Annotated in this window: 22 protein-coding genes; 17 read left to right on the top strand and 5 right to left on the bottom strand. The window is 62.8% G+C overall.

The window, feature by feature from the left end; genetic code table 11:
* Positions 1–220: 220 nt before the first annotated feature.
* From BM348_RS16770 to BM348_RS16780, 3 genes are read right to left on the bottom strand one after another with little or no spacing between them, the layout of a single operon-like run.
* Positions 221–1,030 carry an energy-coupling factor transporter transmembrane component T family protein gene (locus tag BM348_RS16770; RefSeq protein ID WP_092906652.1) on the bottom strand — a complete coding sequence of 270 codons (810 nt, stop codon included), beginning with the start codon at positions 1,028–1,030 and terminating at the stop codon, positions 221–223.
* Positions 1,027–2,775 (bottom strand): ABC transporter ATP-binding protein, encoded by a 1,749-nt coding sequence (locus BM348_RS16775; RefSeq protein WP_092906654.1) that lies wholly within the window; start codon positions 2,773–2,775, stop codon positions 1,027–1,029. The genes BM348_RS16770 and BM348_RS16775 overlap by 4 nt, the downstream gene beginning before the upstream one ends.
* Complete coding sequence (locus BM348_RS16780) at positions 2,772–3,623, bottom strand: hypothetical protein (RefSeq protein ID WP_092906656.1); 852 nt, start codon at positions 3,621–3,623, stop codon at positions 2,772–2,774. The genes BM348_RS16775 and BM348_RS16780 overlap by 4 nt, the downstream gene beginning before the upstream one ends.
* 226 nt (positions 3,624–3,849) lie before the next feature.
* On the opposite strand from BM348_RS16780, the gene BM348_RS16785 reads away from it, so the two are divergent.
* The 4 genes from BM348_RS16785 (at position 3,850) to BM348_RS16800 (ending at position 7,315) form a co-directional block, all read left to right on the top strand.
* Complete coding sequence (locus BM348_RS16785; protein WP_092906658.1) at positions 3,850–4,635, top strand: sugar phosphate isomerase/epimerase family protein; 786 nt, start codon at positions 3,850–3,852, stop codon at positions 4,633–4,635.
* 177 nt (positions 4,636–4,812) lie between these two features.
* Positions 4,813–5,646: a phosphoenolpyruvate hydrolase family protein gene (locus BM348_RS16790; protein WP_092906660.1), complete on the top strand. Its 834-nt coding sequence runs from the start codon at positions 4,813–4,815 to the stop codon at positions 5,644–5,646.
* Between the two features lie 2 nt (positions 5,647–5,648).
* Positions 5,649–6,092 (top strand): cupin domain-containing protein, encoded by a 444-nt coding sequence (locus tag BM348_RS16795; RefSeq protein ID WP_092906662.1) that lies wholly within the window; start codon positions 5,649–5,651, stop codon positions 6,090–6,092.
* Positions 6,089–7,315 (top strand): Tm-1-like ATP-binding domain-containing protein, encoded by a 1,227-nt coding sequence (locus BM348_RS16800; protein WP_092906664.1) that lies wholly within the window; start codon positions 6,089–6,091, stop codon positions 7,313–7,315. The genes BM348_RS16795 and BM348_RS16800 overlap by 4 nt, the downstream gene beginning before the upstream one ends.
* 219 nt (positions 7,316–7,534) lie before the next feature.
* Here BM348_RS16800 and BM348_RS16805 read toward each other — a convergent pair whose 3' ends face one another.
* On the bottom strand, positions 7,535–8,920 hold the full coding sequence (locus BM348_RS16805) for a metallophosphoesterase (RefSeq protein WP_092906666.1): 1,386 nt from the start codon (positions 8,918–8,920) through the stop codon (positions 7,535–7,537).
* Positions 8,921–9,248: 328 nt separating this feature from the next.
* Here BM348_RS16805 and mbhE point away from each other — a divergent pair, with 328 nt between their 5' ends.
* Genes mbhE through mnhG form a run of 8 tightly spaced genes read left to right on the top strand, consistent with a single transcriptional unit; the run spans position 9,249 to position 15,671 of the window.
* Positions 9,249–11,702: a hydrogen gas-evolving membrane-bound hydrogenase subunit E gene (gene mbhE / locus BM348_RS16810; protein WP_092906668.1), complete on the top strand. Its 2,454-nt coding sequence runs from the start codon at positions 9,249–9,251 to the stop codon at positions 11,700–11,702.
* The gene (locus BM348_RS16815) at positions 11,699–12,160 is read left to right on the top strand and encodes an MnhB domain-containing protein (RefSeq protein WP_092906670.1); all 462 of its coding nucleotides are present in this window, start codon (positions 11,699–11,701) and stop codon (positions 12,158–12,160) included. Before mbhE ends, BM348_RS16815 begins: the two co-directional genes overlap by 4 nt.
* On the top strand, positions 12,157–12,498 hold the full coding sequence (locus BM348_RS16820; RefSeq protein WP_092906672.1) for a sodium:proton antiporter: 342 nt from the start codon (positions 12,157–12,159) through the stop codon (positions 12,496–12,498). The genes BM348_RS16815 and BM348_RS16820 overlap by 4 nt, the downstream gene beginning before the upstream one ends.
* Before the next feature lie 28 nt (positions 12,499–12,526).
* Positions 12,527–14,104, top strand: a complete 1,578-nt coding sequence (locus tag BM348_RS16825) for a complex I subunit 5 family protein (protein ID WP_092907212.1) — start codon at positions 12,527–12,529, stop codon at positions 14,102–14,104.
* Positions 14,101–14,862 carry a Na+/H+ antiporter subunit E gene (locus tag BM348_RS16830; RefSeq protein ID WP_092906674.1) on the top strand — a complete coding sequence of 254 codons (762 nt, stop codon included), beginning with the start codon at positions 14,101–14,103 and terminating at the stop codon, positions 14,860–14,862. The genes BM348_RS16825 and BM348_RS16830 overlap by 4 nt, the downstream gene beginning before the upstream one ends.
* The gene (locus BM348_RS16835) at positions 14,852–15,142 is read left to right on the top strand and encodes a monovalent cation/H+ antiporter complex subunit F (RefSeq protein ID WP_092906676.1); all 291 of its coding nucleotides are present in this window, start codon (positions 14,852–14,854) and stop codon (positions 15,140–15,142) included. Before BM348_RS16830 ends, BM348_RS16835 begins: the two co-directional genes overlap by 11 nt.
* Positions 15,143–15,150: 8 nt before the next feature.
* Entirely contained in the window at positions 15,151–15,282 is a 132-nt protein-coding gene (locus BM348_RS22240) for a hypothetical protein (protein ID WP_281244706.1), read from the top strand.
* A gap of 2 nt (positions 15,283–15,284) precedes the next feature.
* The gene (gene mnhG / locus BM348_RS16840) at positions 15,285–15,671 is read left to right on the top strand and encodes a monovalent cation/H(+) antiporter subunit G (protein WP_092906678.1); all 387 of its coding nucleotides are present in this window, start codon (positions 15,285–15,287) and stop codon (positions 15,669–15,671) included.
* 150 nt (positions 15,672–15,821) lie between these two features.
* Here mnhG and BM348_RS16845 read toward each other — a convergent pair whose 3' ends face one another.
* The gene (locus BM348_RS16845; RefSeq protein ID WP_092906680.1) at positions 15,822–16,427 is read right to left on the bottom strand and encodes a TetR/AcrR family transcriptional regulator; all 606 of its coding nucleotides are present in this window, start codon (positions 16,425–16,427) and stop codon (positions 15,822–15,824) included.
* A gap of 173 nt (positions 16,428–16,600) precedes the next feature.
* Between BM348_RS16845 and BM348_RS16850 the strand changes: the two genes are divergently transcribed.
* The 5 genes from BM348_RS16850 to cysC all read left to right on the top strand — a co-directional run bounded on the left by BM348_RS16850 (position 16,601) and on the right by cysC (position 21,352).
* Positions 16,601–17,200 carry a TetR/AcrR family transcriptional regulator gene (locus tag BM348_RS16850; RefSeq protein ID WP_092906682.1) on the top strand — a complete coding sequence of 200 codons (600 nt, stop codon included), beginning with the start codon at positions 16,601–16,603 and terminating at the stop codon, positions 17,198–17,200.
* Positions 17,200–18,684: an MATE family efflux transporter gene (locus BM348_RS16855; RefSeq protein WP_092906684.1), complete on the top strand. Its 1,485-nt coding sequence runs from the start codon at positions 17,200–17,202 to the stop codon at positions 18,682–18,684. The genes BM348_RS16850 and BM348_RS16855 overlap by 1 nt, the downstream gene beginning before the upstream one ends.
* A gap of 402 nt (positions 18,685–19,086) precedes the next feature.
* Positions 19,087–20,310 (top strand): sulfotransferase, encoded by a 1,224-nt coding sequence (locus tag BM348_RS16860; protein WP_092906686.1) that lies wholly within the window; start codon positions 19,087–19,089, stop codon positions 20,308–20,310.
* The gene (locus BM348_RS20765; RefSeq protein ID WP_139231221.1) at positions 20,301–20,501 is read left to right on the top strand and encodes a hypothetical protein; all 201 of its coding nucleotides are present in this window, start codon (positions 20,301–20,303) and stop codon (positions 20,499–20,501) included. Before BM348_RS16860 ends, BM348_RS20765 begins: the two co-directional genes overlap by 10 nt.
* Positions 20,501–21,352, top strand: a complete 852-nt coding sequence (gene cysC / locus BM348_RS16865) for an adenylyl-sulfate kinase (RefSeq protein ID WP_092906688.1) — start codon at positions 20,501–20,503, stop codon at positions 21,350–21,352. The genes BM348_RS20765 and cysC overlap by 1 nt, the downstream gene beginning before the upstream one ends.
* Position 21,353 lies beyond the last annotated feature (1 nt).

The raw sequence follows: 21,353 nt of genomic DNA on the forward strand, positions 1-21,353 counted from the left end.
GCTCGTAGCGAACCGCCCTCGCGGCAGTTAGAAATTTGTCTCCAAAAGCTCGAGGCGGAATTGAACCGATGATAAGTTCGCAGACCTACTTACCGGCTGATTCGAGCAGAGTGAATTGACATCAACTCACTCGGTTTCGCGGCGACCACGCAGTCGTTTTCCGCCCCAAGCTGTTGCTCGGGTGAGAGGACAACACGGAAGGCGGAATCGGACTGGGACCTTACAGAACGAATGCGATAGCGGCGACGAGGGTCAACGAACCGCCGAAAAAGACGATGTCGATCGGTTGCACTCGGAGGTCTGCTAGCTGGAGATTCTTGCTCGCCTCGTCGTTCAGCGAGTGCGAGAACCCTCTCGTCTCCATCGCTTCGACGGTCACTCGACTGCGTTTTGCGACGTTGAATATCATGGGATAGAACGCCCGCACCGAGAGTTTCAACAGGTAGGCGTAGTGACGCCAGCGCAGTCGTCCCGGGGAATCCGGTGCGACGCTTCGCAACCGGTAGGCGTTCACCAGATCGTGGTACTCCTCAAACAACACCGGCAGCATTCGGTAGCCGTACGTGATGAGAAAGGTGAACTGGCGCGGAACGCCGAGACTGGCGAGTCCGCGGGCGAGCGTCTTCGGCCCCATACTCGAGAAGACGGCGAGGCTCGCCACCGAGATGATCGTCAGCTTCAGCGTAAACGGGATCAGCGCCTGAATTGCGGCGATCGCATCGCCGGTAACAGCGGTTACGACCGCGTACGATGCGAGCGTCGAGACCACGCTGAACCCCATCACCCCGACGAGAAAGAGGCTGACTTGCGAGAGGACCGCGAGCACAGAGACGAACGCTAATAGCCCAAGCAACACGCCAATGTCGTAGAACAGCCACGGAATGAACAGGAAGACGAAGTACCACAGTAACAACACGCGCGGATCGAGGCGATGCAGAAACGATCCCTCGTTTTCGTAGGCCGTACGGAGCAAGTCGCTCTTGATCGCGTCGACCGACGCGGCGTCTCGAAGGCCGTCTAAATAGCTCATCGTGCGCCCTCGGTCATCGCTGATCGTGACCCGTCGGTGACATCGAGTCGATCGACGAACGCCTCGACGGTCAACGGCGCAGGATCGAGGCCGAGTTCCGCGGCGAGTCGAACGACCTGTGGCGGATAGAGGTTCGCTCGCTCGAGGTCCTCGGGGTCCGCAAAGACGGTTTCTGGCGGGCCGTCGGCGATGACGTCGCCACCGTCGAGGACGACGACGCGAGTCGCCCACGAGGCGGCGAGTTCGAGGTCGTGCGTCGCGATGATCACGGTTTCGACGCGCGACCCGGCCCGTTCGACCGTCCGGCCGACCTCCTCACGGCTCGCGAGGTCGAGGCTCCCGGTCGGCTCATCGAGAAGGATGATCGAGGGGTCGGTCGCCAATCCGATCGCCAGCGAGGCGCGACGTTGCTGGCCGACGCTCAAGAGCCGGCCGTCGCGGTCCGCGACCGCCTCGAGGTCGAGGAAGTCGATCACCTCGTCGACTCGCTCGTCCGTGTCCGGATAGTCCCTGTCCGCGAGGTAGTGGGCAATATCCGCCCGTACCGCATCGTCGATGAACATCTCCTCCGGGTTCTGGTGGACGTACACGACGTCTTCGGCGAGTCGTTCGGGAAGGACCGTATCCGTGTCGATACCGTCGACGGTCACAGTCCCTTCGTCGGGCGTTTCCAGTCCGGTTATCAACCGCAGGAGCGTCGATTTACCAGCGCCGTTGGATCCGAGGAGCGCAACTCGCTCGTCGGGATACAGCCCGAGCGATAGGTCGTCGAGAACGTCTCGAGTACCGCTTCGGAGCGTCTGGTACGAGTGGGAGACGCCGTCGAAGGAGACGACGGGATCTGCGTTCCGATCGAGCGATCCGCTGCTTTCACTGGTCGTCGTTGGCATTTCCTCGGGGAGTAACTCCTCGAGTCGGTTGGTACCGGCCCGCAGCGTCACCGGTAGCCGTTGCTCGTCGAAGACGCGCTCGGCGATTCGTGTCACCTGGGGCGGATGGACGTCCTGTGACCGCAAGTCGCCCAGTCTATTGAGCGCTTTCTCGATGGGGAGCTTCCAGCTGACGGCCCCGTCTTCGACGAGAACGACCGACTCGCAGTACTCGGCGATGAATTCGGTCTGGTGCTCGATGGTGACGACGGTCTTACCCAGATCCTCGTTGAGCCGGGCGAGGTGGTCGTACGTCTCGCGGGCGTTGACCGGATCGAGCTGTGCGGCGGGCTCGTCGACGACGAGGATCTCCGGATCGAGCGAGAGCGACGCGGCGAGCGCAACCAAGTGTTTCTGCCCGCCCGATAGCTCCCAGACGAACCGGTCTTCGAGTCCGTCGAGCTCGAGCAAATCGAGCGTTCGATGAACCCGCTCGCGGTAGTCCTCCTTGCCGTAGTTTATCGGCGCGAACGCGACTTCCTCGAACACGGTCGGATTGACGAGTTGGTTGTCGAACTCCTGAAAGACGTAACCGACGTGTCGTGACAGTTCGGAAACCGAACTGTTCGGTACGTCCAGGCCTGCCACCGTAACTGTCCCTTCCATCTGTCCTTCGTAGAAGTGCGGGACGATCCCGTTGAAGGACTTACACAGCGTCGTCTTCCCGGAGCCGTTCCCGCCGACGACGGCGACGAACTCCCCGGGTTCGATCTCGAGATCGGCACCCGAAAGGACCGCGTCTTCGGCTCCGGGGTAGCGAAACGACAGGTCGTCGACGACGATACTCGCGTCGGTGGGTGAATTCGCCGTTCTCATGGGGATCGGCTCGCTCTAAACCAGACGATGCCGGCCACGACTGCGGAGAGGACGATGGGAACTGCCATGAACATCTGTCCGTACGTCTCGAGGAACGCGGGTTCCCAGATCACGTTGATGGCCCCGCCGGATTCGCTCGCTGCTTCGGCGGCGAGCGCAACGGGGAACGCGACGAGTATGGCCGCCAGCGCCGTGACGGAGAATCCGCTTCGCATCGACGCCCCGCGTCTCCCCTCGAACGGTTCCATCCCGAGCAACGGCTCGATTTTTCCGTGAAGCTTCGGATACAAGTACAACGCCGGAATCACGCCGAAGACGATGCCCGTAATCGCCATCTGCGTGATGAAATCGACGCCCTCGAGCACGAGGACGCTCTCTGGCAGACCGGGAACCGCCTCGAGTTGCTCGACGCCGACGTACACCTTTCCGACGTCGATCCACATCGCGAGGAACTCCTCGAGCGCTTCCGCGAGGAAAACCACGATAGCCAACTGCGTGCTATTTTCGGGGTCTTGCAGGAGTTTCGCGGCAAAGTAATAACAGACAGGGATCAACAGCAATCCCTCCATGGCTCCCAGTCCGTCGAACTCGCCGAGCAGTATCTCACCGAACACGATTTCGCCGACCGGGACCGCCAGCGCCGCCCAGTACGTCCGGAACAACAACACGAGCACGATCGGGATGAAGATGAACCCGCCGACTCCCAACTCGAGCGGCCCGAGCGAGAACTCCGGAAGGACCTCCGTGATGGCGTTTTGAAGCCCTGTGAGCGACATGACGAGTATGAATACCATCATGTCGTGCTTGCCGAGTTCGAATCGACTCCCCGTCGCTGTCGATGTACTCATAGACGGTATAGTAGCTCCTGTAGTTGTATTTGAAATATTATAATTGTGGTACGTAACGGGGCAGCGAACGTCTGTTCACTCCGTACCACGACCGATACGTATGTGTGGTATATACCACTCATAGTTCGACTTAACTATCGATTTAGTTATCGTCACACTATGCAACCAGACGACGGCAAACGTCGAACGACGCAGTTGGATCGGCTCAGAGGAGGGACCGAGTCGGATGTCTGAACCGACTCCTCGGTTCGGTGCTTCGATGGACATTCGATTCGCAGAAGACATTGGGGCATTTGCCGAATTTCTAACCGAACTGGGATTGGACCACGTCGAACTCCGCGCTGGGTATCTCGACGCACGCGAGGACGGCCCCGCTCCAGAGATACTTCGAGACGTCGCTCGCACGTACGACCTGACCTACTCCGTCCACGCCCCCCATATCGATGTCGCGCCGGGCAATATCAACGACCAACTCCGATCGGCGGTCGTCGACGCCACGACGGAGGCACTCGACTTCGCCGCCGCCATCGACGCCGTTGGCGTCGTCGTCCACGGCGGAAGCGTACGAACACGGTATCCGGAGCGAGTCCACGCGTACGTCAGGGAACGTGCGGTCGAGACGATTCGTGCGTGCGCCCGTCACGCGGCCGACGTCGACGTTCCGCTCTGTCTCGAGAACCAGCGCACGAGACGGGAGAAGCGCCGGTTCACCGCGACCCCGGAGCGTCTAGCGTCGTTCCTCGAGGCCGTCGACGTCGGGCCCGCAGCGCTCCGAATCACTCTCGACGTCGGCCACGCGAAGGCCAGCGGTATCGATTACGACCGTTTCGTCGATCGGTTTGGCGACCGCATCCATCTCGTTCACCTTCACGACAACGACGGGGAGACCGATGCCCACGATCCGTTACCCTCCTTTCGAGCGGTCGGGGAGTCGATCGGAGCGCCGTATAATATCCTCGAGATGAAATCGCTGGCCGATATCGAACGCTGCGTGCAAGCGGGTTCGCACTGACTTCCTCCCCGCCCTGACCAGTAGTTGCCGCTTCACTGCTGATAGCCGAGCGAAGTTGGGCGATCAAACGGTATGGGTCGTGACGCCCCGACGATATCGTCTGAGATGTGCTCCTCTGTCCACGACCTCTGCAGCCTCGAGGAAAGATTGATGAATTGTAGTGTGGTGTCATTTAGCATGGAGTTCACACGCGAGGAATCAGTACGACGACTCGAGGAGACGGTTTCGAACGACGATCCGATTATCGGCGCCGGTGCCGGAACGGGGATGTCGGCGAAGTTCGCCGAACGTGGCGGGGTCAACCTGCTGATCATCTACAACTCGGGCCGGTATCGGATGAACGGCCGAGGGTCGCTCGCCGGGTTGCTTCCGTACGGCGACGCCAACGAGATCGTTCTCGATATGGGACGGCAGGTGTTGCCGGTCGTGGAGGACACGCCCGTGCTGGCGGGGGTCAACGGAACCGACCCGTTCCGGAACATGGACGTCTTCGTCGAGGACCTCAAGCGACGCGGGTTCTCGGGCGTCCAGAACTTCCCGACAGTCGGACTCATCGACGAGGACAGCCAGTTCCGCCAAAATCTCGAGGAAACGGGAATGGGCTACGACGAGGAAGTCGAGATGATCCGGGAGGCCGCCGAGCAGGGCATGCTCACGTGCCCGTACGTCTTCACCGAGGAGCAGGCCCGCGAGATGACCGAGGCTGGCGCGGACGTGATCGTCTCGCACATGGGACTGACGACGTCGGGCGACATCGGTGCCGAAACCGCGCTCGATCTCGACGCGGCCGCTGAGCGAGTTCAGGCCCACCACGACGCCGCCAAAGACGTCGACGAAGATGTCCTCGTCATCTGCCACGGTGGGCCGATCGCCTGGCCGGACGACGCCGAGTACGTCTTGAACAACACCGAGGGCGTCGTCGGCTTCTTCGGCGCGTCGAGCCTCGAGCGACTCCCGACCGAAGAGGCAATCGAGAACCAGGCCAGCGAATTCAAATCGATCGAGTTCTAACGATGACGGATACGCAAACGTACTTCGTCGAACCGGACGACGTCGAGAGCCTGACGTTCGATTGGGGGGTCCTCAAGTGGCTACACACTCCCGACACCACCGGCGGCGACCGCTTCAGCGCGGGCGTTGTTCGACTCGAACCGGGGAAGGGTCACGAACGACACACGCACCCCGAGAGCAACGAGACCCTCTACGTCCTTCGCGGGGAGGGGAGACAGGAAGTCGGCGACGAGACGCGCGAGATCGCGGCCGGCGAGATGGTGTTCGTCCCGGAGGGCGTCGAACACGGGACGGTAAACACCGGCTGGGAGCCGCTGGTTCTCCTGGCCGTCTACGCGCCGCCGGGGCCGGAAGACGAACTGCGCTCGCTCCCCGAGTGCGAGGTCGTTCCCGCCGGCGAACCGCCGACCACCGGCGTCGCCGAACCGAGGGACTCCGAGCCATGAGCGTCGTCATCGTCGGAACGCTGGACACGAAAACCGAAGAGATCGGCTTCGCCAGGGACGTCCTCGAGGCCCAGGGACTGGACGTTCACATTGTCGACGCCGGCGTCATGGGCGAACCGGGATCGGCGGTCGACCCGGAAACGACCGCGAAGGAGGTCGCCGAGGCGGCGGGGACGACCCTCGAGAACCTTCGCGAGGACGCGGATCGGGGCGAGGCGATCGAGGCGATGGGCGAGGGTGCGACCGCCATCGCCGAGCGACTTCACGAGGAGGGCGTCCTCGACGGCGTCCTCGGACTGGGCGGGTCGGGCAACACTTCGATCGCGACGGCGGCGATGCGGGCGCTGCCCGTCGGCGTCCCCAAACTCATGGTCTCGACGATGGCCTCGGGCGATACGGAGCCCTACGTCGGGCCCCGGGATATCGCCATGCTGTACTCTGTCGCCGATATCGAGGGGCTGAATCAACTGTCGCGACGGATCATCGCCAACGCTGCGCTGGCGATGTCCGGCATGGTCGCGAACGAACCCGACGTAGACGTTGAGGATCGGCCCACGATCGCCATCACGATGTTCGGCGTCACGACGCCATGCGTCCAGACCGCTCGCGAACGACTCGAGGAGAAAGGGTACGAGACGATCGTCTTCCACGCGACGGGGACCGGCGGACGGGCGATGGAGTCGCTCGTAGAGGAGGGCGTCGTCGACGGCGTGCTCGACGTCACGACGACCGAGTGGGCCGACGAGCTGGTCGGCGGCGTCTTGAGCGCCGGTCCGGATCGACTCGAGGCGGCCGGAGACGAGGGGATTCCACAGGTCGTCTCGACCGGTGCGCTCGACATGGTCAACTTCGGCCCTCGTGACTCAGTTCCCGAGGAGTTCGAGGAACGCCAGTTCCACGTCCACAACCCGCAGGTGACGCTCATGCGGACGACGCCCGAGGAAAACGCCGAACTCGGGGAAATCATCGCCCAGAAACTCAACGACGCGACCGGACCGACCGCGCTCGTCCTCCCGCTCGAGGGCGTCTCGGCGATCGATATCGAGGGCGAAGATTTCCACGATCCTGAGGCCGATGAAGCGCTGTTCGATGCGCTGCGGACGACCCTCGGCGACGATGTCGAGCATATCGAAGTCGAAACCGACATCAACGACGATGTCTTCGCGGAGGAGCTCGCGGAAACCATAGACGAGTACATGCGAGACGTCGGTCACGTCCCGTGAGATCAGTTGAATTCCGAAAGTTTCAGCTGAATCACGTGAGCAGCCGTTCATCGACTGCTCACCGACTGTTTGCTGTGACCCATTCGCTTATCGAGACTCGTGAGCGGTGATACGCTCTGTGCGACGGGGAATACCGCCGAGTCGACTCGCGGCGGAATCGGTAGTTCGGACAGGTCATCCGGTCCAGCTACGGGCCCTGATCGAAGTCGGCACGATCGATCAGTCGTCGGTTTCGGATCGGGTGTCATCGACCTCGTTAGTGCGCGAGGGGCTGGATTCGCCTTCAGGTGTCACCGCCGACGCCGGTAGCTCGAGCTCGCCGTCGGGATCGAGCACGGTCCGTTCGGGAATCGTCGCCGGCGCGGGAGGTCGACGCGCGATCAGGCGCTGAAACCACGTGAGATCCCGCGGCTGGTCCGTTTCGATCTCTTCGTACTCGACGACGATCCGGTCGCCCTCGGGGAAGATCCGGAAGTAGTTCAGCCGGAACGAGGGGTAGTAAATACCCGGCAGCCGCGAGAACCGCGTTTTGACGTGCCGGAGCTTCTTCAACCAGGTTCCGGTGTTGACCACAACGCGGTCGCCCCACTTCGTGAGCGACGCCCGGTGGGTGTGACCGTACACGAAGACCGCGACCTCGGAATGCGACTCGAAGGTGTCCCTGGCCGCATTCAGGAACGGCTGGTCGCCCTGGCCGACGCGCACTCCCGACAACATGACGCCGAAACGCTCGAGCGTGTGTCTGAGGTCCCGCCTGAACAGCCAGAACGGAATCGCGAGCAGGAGCAACACGGCGATGATGACGATATTCGTGGCGATGATGAGCTCGAGGACGATATCGGCGACGCCGAGCGCCCGAACCAGCGGATTGTCGGTGAAAAAGTTCTGGGGAAGCAGGCCGATCGACTCGAGGACGGTGCCGAACAGGTAGAGCAGCGTGATGTTGAAAAAGAGCAACAGGGGGATGACGATCGCCCGCAGAAACGGGCTCATCTCGCGGTAGAAGTAGTTCGAGAGCAACCACCGCGGAACCTCCTCCATCGGCGCGACCGACTGGATGTCCCGGAGCCAGTTTCCCCTTGCGCGCTCGGAGTACTGCCCGGCGGCGGCGACGATCCGCTGGACGACGAAGTAGCCGACCGGGAGTGCCGCCGGGTTCCCCCAGTCGGGCATCCGGTTGTTCGCGTCGTGTTGCTGGCCGTGTTCGATCCAGATCGTGCCGCCGGCGACCTCGCGGGTGATACGGATCTCGGGCTCTAAGGTGACGTTGTACTCCGCGAGCCGATCCACGTAGGAGGGATAACACGCGAGGTCGTAGTCGTGGTTCCCCGGGATGAGCGTGATATCGATCTCCGCGCCGGTTTCCCGAAACTGTTCGAACACCTCCGGGTGGTCTTCGATTACTCGCTCGAGTTTGTCCGTCCCCGTCACCTCGGCGTACTCCCAGAGGCCGAAGGCGTCGCCGTTGATGATCAACTCGATGTCGCTGTCCCCGTCCTCGAGGCCCTCGAGAAACGAGAGCAGTTCGTCTTTGAAGTCGAGGGCCGTCAACTGCCGGTCGCCGCCGATGTGAAGGTCGCTGATGAAGACGTACTCGGTGGCCATTCGGATCGGAGTTCGACCTACTACCAGTGGTAACAGGATAGTGGTTTCCCCCGCTGTATCGAATTTCTCACACATCCACCTCGAGAGTGAAGCTCACGCGTCAGTTCGACTCTCTATGGTAAATGTTCTCATGCGAGTTGGTCGCGAAGCCGAGAGCGCGACGTTGGGATGCCTCGAGGATGCCGCTCGCCAAACGTACATTGCGGTCGGTAATGTCTGTCAGCCAGTGGCACAGTCGCTCATAGCTGGTTCCTCGTCAACAGTTACGTTCACATTCCGACGCCGTCCGGGTTTTTAAGTCGGCCGTGGCCGAACGAGAGGGTATCGGATGGAACCGCAACTCTGGGTCGTTCTCACCGCGATCGGGATCCCGTTTCTCGCCGCAGCCCTCGTCCCGCTGTTCTACCGGCTCCTCGGCGAGGCCGTCGCCTACGTCGGCGCCGCAGTCGCCGTCGTCTGCTTCGGCCTCGTCGCCTCGCAACTGGGGGCTCAGGGGACTGTCGCAGCCACGTGGATTCCGTCGCTGGGCGTCGCCGCCAGGTTCACCGTCGACGGCTGGGCGCTGCTGTTCGCGCTGCTGGCCAGCGGCATCGGCGCGCTGATCTTTCTGTACTCGGCCGGCTACATGCACGGCGAGGCGAACCTCCCGCGTTTTTACGCCGCGTTACTGGCGTTCATGGGATCGATCCTCGGCGTCGCGTTCGCCGCGGACATCGTGGTACTCTTCCTGTTTTGGGAACTGACGAGCGTCGCCTCGTTCGTCCTCATCGGCTACCACACCGACGAGAGCGGCTCCCGGTACGCCGCCCGAATGGCGATGCTCGTGACCGTCGGCGGCGGCCTCTGCCTGCTCGCTGGCCTGCTGATGCTCTCAGTCGCGAGCGAAGCGGCGCTCGGGTCGCGAACGTTCGACCTCGCGACGATCCTCGCGAACGACGAGGCGATCCGCGCCGCGCTCGAGGAGCGGGGGCTGTTCGTGCCCGCCCTCCTTCTGATCGCCGTCGCCGCTGGCGCGAAGTCGGCACAGGTCCCGCTGCACTTCTGGCTGCCGAACGCGATGGTCGCTCCGACGCCCGTCTCCGCGTTCCTCCACTCGGCGACGATGGTGAAAGTCGGCGTCTACGTGATCGGTCGCTTCCGCCAACTGTTCCTCGGCGAGGCGTGGATGCTCGTGTTCACGACCGTTGGACTGGTGACGATGCTGGTCGGTGCGATGCTCGCGGTGCGCGCGATGGACATCAAGGAACTTCTGGCGTACTCCACTGCGAGCCACCTCGGATTAATGGTCGCCGGCTTCGGATTCATCTCTCACTACGGCCCCGAGGCAGGCGTCTTTCACCTGTTGAACCACGCGCTGTTCAAGGCCGCGCTGTTCCTCGTCGCCGGCATCGTCGCCCATCAGGTCGGCACGCGCCGACTCGACGAACTGGGCGGCCTCCGGCGCGACCTGCCGCTGACCGCCCTGCTCACCGTCATCGCGGCGCTGAGCATGGCGGGAATCCCCCTGTTCAACGGATTCTACTCGAAGGAATTGCTGTTCGAGGCGGCGTGGACGACCGCGACCGACGGTGGCGGGCTCGCGTGGCTATATCCGGCCGTCGCCCTCATCGCGAGCATTTTCACCGTTCTCTACTCGCTTCGATTCCTCGCGATGTTCTTCGGCGAACGCCCGTCGACGATCACCGACGTCCGTCGGCCGTCCGTGACCCTGCTCGTCCCGCCGGCCGTGCTGGTCGGCGTCGCGGTGGTGGTCAGCGCTGTACCCCAGGTCGCGATCGACCTGATCGTTCAGGACGCCGCGGCGGTGACGGCCGTCGAACCGCTCGAGGTCCACGCGCCGATCCCCACCGAACTCACCGGCCCGGTTGCCATGTCGATCGGTACGGTCGTCGGCGGCGTCACCGCGTTCCCGTTCGGTGACCGCATTCGACGCGGCGTCGACGCGCTCGTCGCCGCGGGCAGCGCGCTCCAGCCAAGCGCGCTCTACGCGCGATCGCTGACGGGAATCGAGAGCGTGAGCGAGCGCTTCGGTCGGTTCGTCCACAACGGACTGATCCGGACCTACGTCCAGTGGGTGCTCGGCGCAACGTGTGCGCTCACGCTGGGCGGCTTCGTCGCCGCCTCGGCCCCGGTGCCGGCGCTGGGCGACCCAGGAGTGCCGGCCGCGATGGCGCTGGTACTCGGCGTCGCCGTCGTCGCGGCGTTCAGGATCACGACGGCCGACTCACACGTCACGGGGGTGTTGACCCTCGGAATCCTCGGATTCATGGTCGCCGTCTTCTACATCCTCGCGAGCGCGCCAGATCTCGCACTCACGCAACTCGTCGTCGAGACGCTGATCCTGCTCATCTTCCTCCTCGTCATCGAGGAGGTGCCCGCCTTCTACAGCGAGCTCGAGGTGAGCGTCGCTGTCAGGGACGCGGCCTTCTCCGTCTTCGTCGGTTCGACGACGTTCCTGTCCGTACTCGTCGCCGCGCCCGAATCCGGGACCCCACTCAGCGAGACGGCTCGCTACTACGTCGACCACGCGGTCGAGGGCGGCGGCGGAACCAACGTCGTCAACGTGATCCTGACGGACTTTCGCGCGTTCGACACGCTCGGCGAACTGGTCGTGATCGCGCTCGCTGCGCTCTCGGTCCTGGTCTTGATCCGAATGCGGAGCCACGGCGAGGAGCAGGGAACCGACGGCGGCGGCCACGGTGAAGACCGCGACGACCCCGATCAGCGTGACGACCGACGAGATCAGCGTGACGACCGGGGCGCCCGGGGTGATGGCCGATGACCACGATCGTCATGCGGACGACCGCCCGCGTGGTGGTCCCGATCATCCTCGTCGTCGCCATCGAACTGCTGCTCCAGGGCCACAACCTCCCCGGCGGCGGCTTCATCGCGGGGGTACTGACGGTTGTCGCCTTCGCGCTTGTGTACGTGGCTTACGGCCTCGACTACCTCGAGATCGGCGTCCTCGGGCGGGAGGTCGAATCCTATACCGGTATCTTCGAGCACCGAACCGTCGTCGCCTACCGCCGCCTGTTCACGTTCGGCCTCGTTCTCGCGCTCGTAAGCGGCACTGCGCCCCTGCTGTTCGGCGAGCCGTTCCTCTCTCAGACGTTCGTCCACGTCGAACTCCCGCTGTTCGGCGACGTGGAACTGGCCTCGGCGCTCGTCTTCGACGTCGGCGTCTACTGCGTCGTCGTCGGGGGCCTGCTGACGATCCTCTCGGTGGTGGGTGACCAATGAGTCTCGCGATCGCAGTCACCGTCGGTGCGCTGTTCGCGCTGGGCACGTTCTTGCTCCTCAGAGATGACGTGATCGAGGTCGTCTGGGGACTCGCGGTCATCTCGCAGGCGGCGAACGTCTACCTGATCTCGATGGGCGGCATCCAGGTCGGGACCCACGACCTGATTCCCGTACTGGTCACCCACGAGGCCCCGTTTCCGGAGACCGCGGACCCGCTGCTCCAGGCACTGGTGCTGACGGCGATCGTCATCAACTTCGGAATGACCGCGTTCGCGCTCGTGCTATCGTATCGCACCTACCAGGAGAACGAGACGATGGATATCACGGGGTGGAGCTAACGTGGTTGAGAACCTCGTCGTCGCACCGATGCTGGTCGCGCTCGTGAGTATCGCGGTCACTCTCGCCACGGGCCAGTGGCCCCGCTTGCAGCGAGTCGCGAGCGTCGGCGGCGTCCTCGCGTATGCGGTCGTTGTCGCCGCGCTCGACTGGCTGATCGTCCTGGGTCCGGACGCGCCGGGCGCCGCGGCCTACCAGGTTGGCGGCTGGAGCGCGCCGTTCGGGATCACGCTCGTCATCGACGGCCTCGCGGCGTTCATGCTCGCGATCGTCGCCGTCGTCGCCCTCTATGCCGTCGTTTTCTCGGTCTTCTACGTCGATCCGCTGAACCAGCGGGTCTACTACCACCCGCTCGCCCACGTCCTGTTGCTCGGCGTGACCGGCGCCTTCCTCACCGGTGACCTCTTCAACCTCTTCGTCTGGTTCGAGGTGATGTTGATGGCCAGTTACGCCTTCGTCGCGTTCTACGGAGGCGCCGAACACACCGCCACGGGGATGCGCTACGTGGTGATGAACCTCATCGGGAGCGTGCTCATGCTGCTCGGAATCGGTGGCCTGTACGCCACGCTGGGGACGCTCAATATGGCCGACATGGCCCAGACGGTGGCCGACCCGTCCGCCGATATCGGAACTGCTCCCATCGTCGGCCTGTCGATGTTTGTCTTCGCGCCGTTCGCGTTGAAGGCCGGACTGGTTCCGTTCCAGTTCTGGGTGCCGTCGGCGTACCGCGCCGCCCCGGCTCCGATCGCGGCGATGCTCGCCGGCGCGACCAAGAAGGTCGGCATATACGCGATCGTCCGGCTCTACTTCACCGTCTTCGCCGGGACGACGATGCCGATCGCCGTTCCGGGAGTGACAGACGCCTCGCTGCTGACTTATTTCGCGCCGATACTCCTGTTTCTCGCCTCGCTTAGCATCGTCGTGGGTGGACTCGGCGCGATCGGCCGGGAGACGATGGACGGGGTGCTGGCGTACTCGAGCATTGGGCAGGTCGGGTTCATCGCAGTGCCGATCGGAATCGCCGGGGTGGCGACTTCGGCCTCCGTTCAGCACCTCGGGATCCTCGCCGGACTGATCTACGCGCTCCACCACGCGCTGACGAAGAGCATGCTCTTTCTCTCCGCGGGCGTGATTCGGGACGGGACGGGAACGACGCGGCTGGCGGAACTTGGCGGTCTCGCGGCACGCTCACCGGTGTTCGCCGGGGCCGTCTTCGTCGGTAGCCTCTCTCTGGTTGGAATACCGCCGCTTGCCGGCTTCTTCGGCAAGTTCTTCGCCTTCGACGCCGCCGTCTCGTGGCTCGCGGCCGAGCCGACGGCGGGCGCGGCGGTCGTCTTGCTCGTCCTGCTTGCGGGTGCGGTCCTGACTATCGTCTACGCCACGCGGATCTGGGTCGGGAGTTTCTGGGGCGCCCGGACGGCAGCGGTCGAGGGCGCGATACTCGACACCCCACAGGTGCTGCTGGTTGTGAGCCTCGCGGTGCTCGTGGTCCTCGTCGGCGTCGGCTTCGAACCCGTCTACCGGTTCGCCGACGCGGCCGCGACCGCCGCGCTCGACACCGAGGCCTACGTCGACGCCGTCGGCCCCGAGGGAGGTGAGAGCGGATGAAGGTCCGACGCTGGCTCGTCGCCGGCCTCCTGTTCGGCGCGCTGTGGGTACTCGTTCGAGGTGCGTCGCTGACCCCGCGATCGGTGCTTGCGAACTTCGTCGTTGGCGTCGCAGTCGGCCTTCCAGTCGCCTACCTCTTCCGACGCCTCTATGATGAGGAAGTCGAGATCACGCAGCCAATCGCCGCGATCCCCTACGTGATCCGGTACGTCCTCGCGTTCTTCAAGGAGATCCTCGTCGCCAACGTCGACGTGGCCTATCGCGTGTTCGCTCCGGGGACGCCGATCGATCCGCAGGTCATCTTCGTCCCGTTGCGCGTTCAGACCTCGTTCGGGATCACGACCATCTCGAACAGTATCACGGTCACGCCTGGAACGGTCACGCTCGATCACGATGCCGACGAGAACGCCCTCTATGTCCACGTCATCGACGGGCGTGACCCCGAGGCGGTCGTCGAGCCGATCCGAACGTGGGAGGACTACGCGCTCCGCATCTTCGACGAGGAGCGGTCGCCCGAGGACCCGGCCCCGGAGATCACGGTCCATCCACCCGATTACCCGCCGGAACCGAAGCGGGCCACCGACCACCTCGATGCGATCCAGTCGCCCGGAGAGTCGACCGACGGACGGTCCGATACAGAAGCAGGGGCCGACGCAGAAGCGGAGAGAGAATCCGGAACTGACGTGGACTCGAGGGGCGAATCCGGAACTGACGTGGGCTCCGACGACCAAACCGGTGGTGAGAACGATGATCGATGAGGCGGCCCTGGCATCGACGACGATCGACGCAGCGCTGATCGTCGTCGCCGCGCTCTGTCTGCTCTGTACCTACCGGGTCGTCCGGGGGCCGACGATTCCGGATCGCGTCGTCGCGCTCGACGCCATCGCGACGAACGTCGTCGCGATCGCGGTGCTGTTCGCGCTCAAAACCGACCGGGGCCTGTTCGTGACCGTCAGCCTCGTGCTGGCGATCATCGGCTTCCTCTCGACGGTCACGGTCGCGAAGTACGTCACCGAAGGCGACATCATCACGCGCTGATCGCATCCATGAACGACGAGTCACACAACACCGCCGTTGGCGACGAACGAAAACACACTGCCAGTGGTGACGAACGCCGGGACGGCACCACGCTGAGTCGTGCGACTCGAGCCAGGGTTCGAGCCGGAGGTGACGAGTGACGATGGTCTCGCTCGAGGCGATCCAGCACCTGACGATCGTCGCGCTCGTCGTCGTCGGTACGTTCTTTCTCCTGACCGGGACGATAGGGCTTCTCCGCTTCCCGAACGTCTACAACCGGATGCACGCCACGAGCAAGCCGACGACGCTCGGGACGGCGGCGACCTTCCTCGCCGGCTTCGTCCACTTCGGACCCGGCGGCGCGGGCCTGACCTCGCTCGTGGGAATTCTCTTTCTGTTCCTGACGGTGCCGACCGGGGCCCACATGATCTCCCGGGCGGCTCAGAAGACCGGTGTGCCCTTCCTCGGCGGCGTGACGTGGCCGAGCGAGCACGACGACGAGGATGGCGGCGATAAGAATGACGACGGCGAGGATGGCGACGGCGAGTGACGGAGTCGATCGAGTTGTCAACCAGTATCTATTCAACGGAGCGGCCGGCGTGAATCGCCGTACGGAAGTTCATTTCCTCGTTTCATACTCCAATAGACGATACAGTGGATTTTGGATGTAGAGAATTCCGAGTCTTTCTCACGATCCCTCCTACGGGTCCGTCTCAGCTCTGAGAACGGCGTTTACGTACTCCTCTGCCGTCTGTCTGGCTGTCGCGAGCGTGTCCGCCTCGTCCAGAACGACGGCTCGAGTGCGTCCCCCATCGACGATAGTCATGAGCGCTCGAGTCGCGTGTTCGGCGTCGACGTCGGTGAACACGCCTTCGGAGATGCCGTGATCGATCACCGTTCGAAGCATGTATCGGACGTACTCGTCGTTCTGTTGGAACCGGTCGGCAAACGGCTCGTTGTACGGTGTCTGTCCCCGCATCTCGAGCACTGCGATCAACAGGTCGTGATGGTCCTCCGGTGCGACGAGGAGTTGGTCGAGCAGAAGGTCCAATCGCCGTTCGGGGTCCGTCGTCTCCACCTGGTGTATCGTCTCGACGAACCGATCGAGGATATAGTCCAGAAACGCGACGAGCAAGTCGTCTTTCGTGTCGTAGTGGTAGTGAATGGCGGCGGTCGATTTCCCGTATTCCTCGGCAATGCGCTTGATCGTCAGATCGGCGTATCCGCTTTCTCGAAGCGCGCGATAGGTCGCACGCATGATCTCTACGTCGGGATCCGAGGAAGTTCGTTCCGGAAAGTCGCCCATTGGTGCTGTGTGCGTCCTCGACCAGATAACCGTTTTGACTGAATCGTCAGGATTCGGACTGCTCTATTACGCGCTTTGCCGCCATTTTAAGTCGATATAACGCGGAACTCTCACGCGAACCGAACTCCCGAAGACTTTTGACTGACTGGTTAGTAAGTTCTGTATCTCCCGTTATGGCGGACGAACCAGCCACCGAGATCCTGAAGGCAACGTATCAGGTTCTCTGCGAGCGCGGATATACAGATCTCACGCTCCAGGATATCGCTGCGGAAGCAGACACGAGCAAGTCGTCTATTCATTACCACTACGACTCCAAAGACCAGTTGTTCGTCGCCTTTCTCGATGAACTGTACGACCGGTTCACGAGCCGGGTACGTTCGCTCGACAGCGACACGCCACGGGAACGGCTCGACGCGTTGTTGCAGTCACTCCTCGTGACTGATGCTGATCCATCACTGCGGGAGTTTCGGACTGCGATGCTCGAGATCAAGGCACAGGCCCCGTACAAGCCAGCTCTTCAGGAACGCCTGACGGAATTCGACGAGTACCTGTTCGAACGACTCCGAGCGATACTCGAGGCTGGCCGAAGCACTGGCGACTTTGACGACACGGTCGAGCCGGCTCGGGACGCAGAGTTCCTTACAACGACGATAACCGGCGCACACACGCGCCACGTGGCCATCGACCACGCTTCTGACCGAATTTACACGACGATGAGAACATACATCCAGAGACACCTGCTCACCGATGAGCACACGGAGGCTGCACAGTAATGGGACTCATAAACCGGATTAGTTCACTCTTCAAGGGTCCCGAGGACGTCGATCTGACGTCGGGCGGTATCGGGAAGCCGTTGTTCTTCCTCGCAATGCCGATCGTCGTCACGAACCTCTTTCAGACAGCGTACAATCTCGCGGATACGTTCTGGCTCGGCCAGTACAACACCGACGCGCTGGCCGCGATCAGCTTCGCGTTCCCGCTCGTGTTCCTTCTCATCTCGCTCGGGATGGGAATCGCCGTCGCCGGTAGCATCCTCGTCGCCCAGTACACCGGTGCAGATCAGAAACGTGAGGCAGAGTACGCCGCCTCGCAGTCCGTAACTTTCGCCGCGATCGCCTCGATCGTCCTCGGCGTGATCGGGTACTTCGGCGTCGATACGTTTCTCAGCTTGATGGGCGCATCGACCGACGTCCTGCCGTTGGCGACAGACTACATGGAAGTCATCTCGCTCGGCTTGCTGTTCATGTTCGGCTTCGCCATCTTCATCTCCCTCATGCGAGGGTCCGGGGACACGATCACTCCGATGCTCGTCATGTTCGGCTCGGTCGTGCTCAACATCGTCCTCGATCCGTTCCTGATATTTGGCTGGACGATCGTCGAGAACGCTCCGCTCGTCGGCACGATTTCGTTCCCCGAACTCGGTATTCAGGGCGCGGCCATCGCGACCGTGTTCTCGCGGGCACTCGCCTTGTTAGTCGGTCTGATGATCATGTTCCGAGGCAATCATGGTATCCAGATTAACCTCCGAGATATGCTGCCGGATCTCGCGTATCTCCGTCGACTCTTCCGCATCGGCCTGCCGGCATCCATCGAAGGCACCGGCAGAGCGCTGTCGATGAACCTCCTGTTGGTCATCGTCGCGATGTTTCCGGACACGGTCGTTGCCGCCTACGGCATCGGGACCCGTGTCTTCTCGGTCGTCTTCCTACCCGCGATCGCTGTCGCCCGCGGCGTCGAAACGATGACGGGTCAGAACATGGGGGCCGGAAAACCAGATCGCGCCGCACAGGCGACGGGGCTGGCGGCGAAATTCCTCTTCGGCGTCCTCACGGTCGCTGGAATCGTCGTCTTCCTGTTCCCAGAACCCATCGTCTCGGTGTTCGTCGGTGCCGATCAGGAAAACGCCGCACGAGTCATCTCCATCGGAGCGGAGTTCCTCCGGTACGTCGCGCTGTCGTTCGGCTTCATCGGTATTATGCGGGCGTATACGGGAAGCTTTCGCGGAGCCGGGAAGACCCTCACCGCCGCCGCCATCTCCGTCCTGATGCTCGGCGTCGTTCGCTTCCCGATCGCCTGGTTCGCGACGGGATCGCTGGGCGAGACCGGTATCTGGCTCGCGTTCGCACTGTCGAACGTCATCGGAGCGGGTGTCGCCTACGCGTGGTACCAACGTGGCACGTGGCGAGAAGGAGATCTGACCGAGTCCAAAGTCGACCTCGAGGAACCGCAGACCACCGTGACAGGCGACGACGACTGAGCCAGCACTCGTGCTCCTCACGGCTCGAGCGAGCGTCGCGTTCGGGACGGCGTTGGCGCGCTCGAGCGTGACATCCTCCCGCGATACAGCGCGAGGTTTTCTCCTCGCTCCCCGTAATTCCGCTCGTTCCCTGCGGAGGGGCTTTGCGCCCACGTTTCCAGCTACAAATGCCCCGTTTCCCCGCACACGAAGGCACCGTTAATTTATCGATTCGTGGTAAGCTTACACCCGCTCGTCGATCTCACACGGTAACGACCGATCCCAGGAGCGGAAAACCGCAGTCGTTGCCGCGGTGACGGTCGACGAACGACCGATCATGACAGTTCGACTCAGATTCCCGAAACGGAACCGCCAGTTGCAGCCGTGGGTGTCTTCGGGAGACACGCTGGAGGCTGGTGACTGGTGAGTCTCGAAGAACAGCCGAGTGAACGCCGAAAGCAGGCCAAAGAGGGCTACGAATACGTAAAAAACGAGGTCATCTCGAGGGAGAAACGATCGATTCTCTCGGACTACCGAGCTGACGACTTCGATAGCCTGCTGCTCATCGCGTCGGCTCCGAGAGGCGGGAGTAGTCTCCTTTTCGATATTCTTCGACACCACGAAAGAACGTGTAGCCTCGACGGCGAACACGACCGGTGGTACGCGCTGAACGGCTGTAGCTACCCGAGGTTCGAATCCGATGCCGTTCCGGCTGACTTCGAGTCGTTCGATAGGGACACACTCCTGACCGATCTTCTCGCCGAAGTCGGCGCGACCGAACGATCCGGCGACCGAACGCATCGCGTGGACAACACGCTCGTCCGGCTTCCCCTGCAATTCCCCGATCGAGAGCTGCCCTACGAGCAGATACGCGAAAAACTGCTCGAGGGGGCGGCGCTTCGTCCGATACTCGAGGAGCTGGGAATCTCGCCGCTGCAGTACGACGACTACGCAGAGCGAGATGCGAAGCGTCCGTTCGAAACGGAGACGATCGAGGACCGACCGTTCGTCTCCTCCCACGGACACAAGCGCGGTCTCGCGGCCGACGACTTCGAGCGGACGCTCGTCCTGAAAGCGAGCGCCGACGCGTACCGGCTTCCGTGGATCCGGGAGCAGCTGTTTCCGGAGACGGACATCAAACTCGTTCACCTCACGCGGAACCCGGCGGCGTCGATCAACGGCCTCTACGACGGGTGGCGGTTGAACAGGGGGTTCCAGACGCACGACGTGGGCGATATCGATCTCGAGGGATACGATGGCTCGCTGTGGTGCTATGATCTCCCACCGGATTGGGTTCGCGAGGGGGACCTCATCGACACCTGCCTGCTGCAGTGGACCCGGGCGCACCGCCACGTGCTCGCCGCTCGCGACGCGTTCGAGGACGTTCTTCGGGTCCGGTTCGAGGACGTTCTCACCGATACCGCATCCGTCATCACGGAAATCACAGAATTCGCGAATCTCGGCGAGTCGGCGCTTCTTTCCGAGAACGTCGAAAGTCCCAACAAGGTGATGACGACCAAGGAGCCGAGACGCGCTCGCTGGCGAGACAGGGAGGATCTCATCGAGGGCACGCTCGAGCGAGCCGACGAGACGTATACCGAGGTGGTCGAGGAACTGGGATACACGGAGGAGTCCGAATGGATCTGAGACGGATCTCGAGTAACGAGACCGATGACGGTAGAGTCCGTGCCATGATACGCGAAATAACTGCCACGCACAGCGATGCACTGATCGTGAGACCGAAACTGATCGAGACGTTCACCGACGAAATCACCGCTACGGGTGAGACCTGGAACGAAGCAGACGCGGTCGCTCGCCTAACGGGGGGAATCGAATAATGCCCGGCGAGACCGTATGGCTTTTCGGACTGCCGTGTTCCGGAAAGACGACGCTCGCCGAGGGATTGATCGGTCCGAATACGGTCCACCTGGACGGCGATTATCTCCGGAACACCCTCAACTCCGATCTCGGGTTTTCGAAGGAAGACCGAACCGAGAACCTCAGACGCGCTGCCGGTATCGCACAAGCCCTGAACGAACAGGGGTTCGACGTCGTCGCATCGTTCATCACTCCGTATCGCTCTCAGCGGGAACTGATCGACGAGAAACTCGAGGACGTCTCGTTCGTCTACGTCAACGCGCCCGTCGAAGTGTGCGAAGACCGCGACGTAAAGGGAATGTACGAGCGGGCCCGGAACGGAGAGATCGACGGTTTCACCGGCGTCGATGCGCCGTTCGAGGAACCGGAGGAAGTCGAACTCGAGGTCCGGACGGCAACGCGCTCGAAGGAGGCGGGTATCGAGACGATTAACAGGGAACTGGCGCTCAAGTTCGACCCGAGTCACATTTTCATCGGTCGGTGGCAGCCGCTCCACGACGGCCACCGGACGATCATCGACTCGGCCGCCGATAACGGAAAGGACGTCATCATCGCCATCCGGGATACCGAACTCAGCGAAGAAAACCCGTTCACCGCGAAGGAACGGCGAGAGCTGATCGAGGACGTCTACGCGGACCATCCGAACGTCGAGACGATGATCATTCCGGACGTCGACACCGTCGCTATCGGGCGGAACGTCGGATACTCGGTCGTCTCGGTCCCCGAGGAGGTCGCACAGATCAGCGGGACCGATACGCGCAACCGATACGGGAAGCGTGAACTCCTGGCCGGACGGCACCTGGAGGACTGAG

Source organism: Halostagnicola kamekurae (assembly GCF_900116205.1).
Lineage (GTDB): Archaea > Halobacteriota > Halobacteria > Halobacteriales > Natrialbaceae > Halostagnicola > Halostagnicola kamekurae.

What these genes read in the sequence shown, in the direction of transcription:
- BM348_RS22240 (WP_281244706.1), top strand. Translation starts at nt 15,151, where the DNA reads ATGAACGACGAGTCACACAACACCGCCGTTGGCGACGAACGAAAACAC.
- cysC (WP_092906688.1), top strand. Translation starts at nt 20,501, where the DNA reads ATGCCCGGCGAGACCGTATGGCTTTTCGGACTGCCGTGTTCCGGAAAG.
- BM348_RS16775 (WP_092906654.1), bottom strand. Translation starts at nt 2,775, where the DNA reads ATGAGAACGGCGAATTCACCCACCGACGCGAGTATCGTCGTCGACGAC.
- BM348_RS16795 (WP_092906662.1), top strand. Translation starts at nt 5,649, where the DNA reads ATGACGGATACGCAAACGTACTTCGTCGAACCGGACGACGTCGAGAGC.
- BM348_RS16855 (WP_092906684.1), top strand. Translation starts at nt 17,200, where the DNA reads ATGGGACTCATAAACCGGATTAGTTCACTCTTCAAGGGTCCCGAGGAC.
- BM348_RS16835 (WP_092906676.1), top strand. Translation starts at nt 14,852, where the DNA reads ATGATCGATGAGGCGGCCCTGGCATCGACGACGATCGACGCAGCGCTG.
- BM348_RS16785 (WP_092906658.1), top strand. Translation starts at nt 3,850, where the DNA reads ATGTCTGAACCGACTCCTCGGTTCGGTGCTTCGATGGACATTCGATTC.
- BM348_RS16815 (WP_092906670.1), top strand. Translation starts at nt 11,699, where the DNA reads ATGACCACGATCGTCATGCGGACGACCGCCCGCGTGGTGGTCCCGATC.
- BM348_RS16830 (WP_092906674.1), top strand. Translation starts at nt 14,101, where the DNA reads ATGAAGGTCCGACGCTGGCTCGTCGCCGGCCTCCTGTTCGGCGCGCTG.
- mnhG (WP_092906678.1), top strand. Translation starts at nt 15,285, where the DNA reads ATGGTCTCGCTCGAGGCGATCCAGCACCTGACGATCGTCGCGCTCGTC.
- BM348_RS16850 (WP_092906682.1), top strand. Translation starts at nt 16,601, where the DNA reads ATGGCGGACGAACCAGCCACCGAGATCCTGAAGGCAACGTATCAGGTT.
- BM348_RS16805 (WP_092906666.1), bottom strand. Translation starts at nt 8,920, where the DNA reads ATGGCCACCGAGTACGTCTTCATCAGCGACCTTCACATCGGCGGCGAC.
- BM348_RS16780 (WP_092906656.1), bottom strand. Translation starts at nt 3,623, where the DNA reads ATGAGTACATCGACAGCGACGGGGAGTCGATTCGAACTCGGCAAGCAC.
- BM348_RS16770 (WP_092906652.1), bottom strand. Translation starts at nt 1,030, where the DNA reads ATGAGCTATTTAGACGGCCTTCGAGACGCCGCGTCGGTCGACGCGATC.
- BM348_RS16820 (WP_092906672.1), top strand. Translation starts at nt 12,157, where the DNA reads ATGAGTCTCGCGATCGCAGTCACCGTCGGTGCGCTGTTCGCGCTGGGC.
- BM348_RS16825 (WP_092907212.1), top strand. Translation starts at nt 12,527, where the DNA reads ATGCTGGTCGCGCTCGTGAGTATCGCGGTCACTCTCGCCACGGGCCAG.
- BM348_RS20765 (WP_139231221.1), top strand. Translation starts at nt 20,301, where the DNA reads ATGGATCTGAGACGGATCTCGAGTAACGAGACCGATGACGGTAGAGTC.
- BM348_RS16800 (WP_092906664.1), top strand. Translation starts at nt 6,089, where the DNA reads ATGAGCGTCGTCATCGTCGGAACGCTGGACACGAAAACCGAAGAGATC.
- BM348_RS16845 (WP_092906680.1), bottom strand. Translation starts at nt 16,427, where the DNA reads ATGGGCGACTTTCCGGAACGAACTTCCTCGGATCCCGACGTAGAGATC.
- mbhE (WP_092906668.1), top strand. Translation starts at nt 9,249, where the DNA reads ATGGAACCGCAACTCTGGGTCGTTCTCACCGCGATCGGGATCCCGTTT.
- BM348_RS16790 (WP_092906660.1), top strand. Translation starts at nt 4,813, where the DNA reads ATGGAGTTCACACGCGAGGAATCAGTACGACGACTCGAGGAGACGGTT.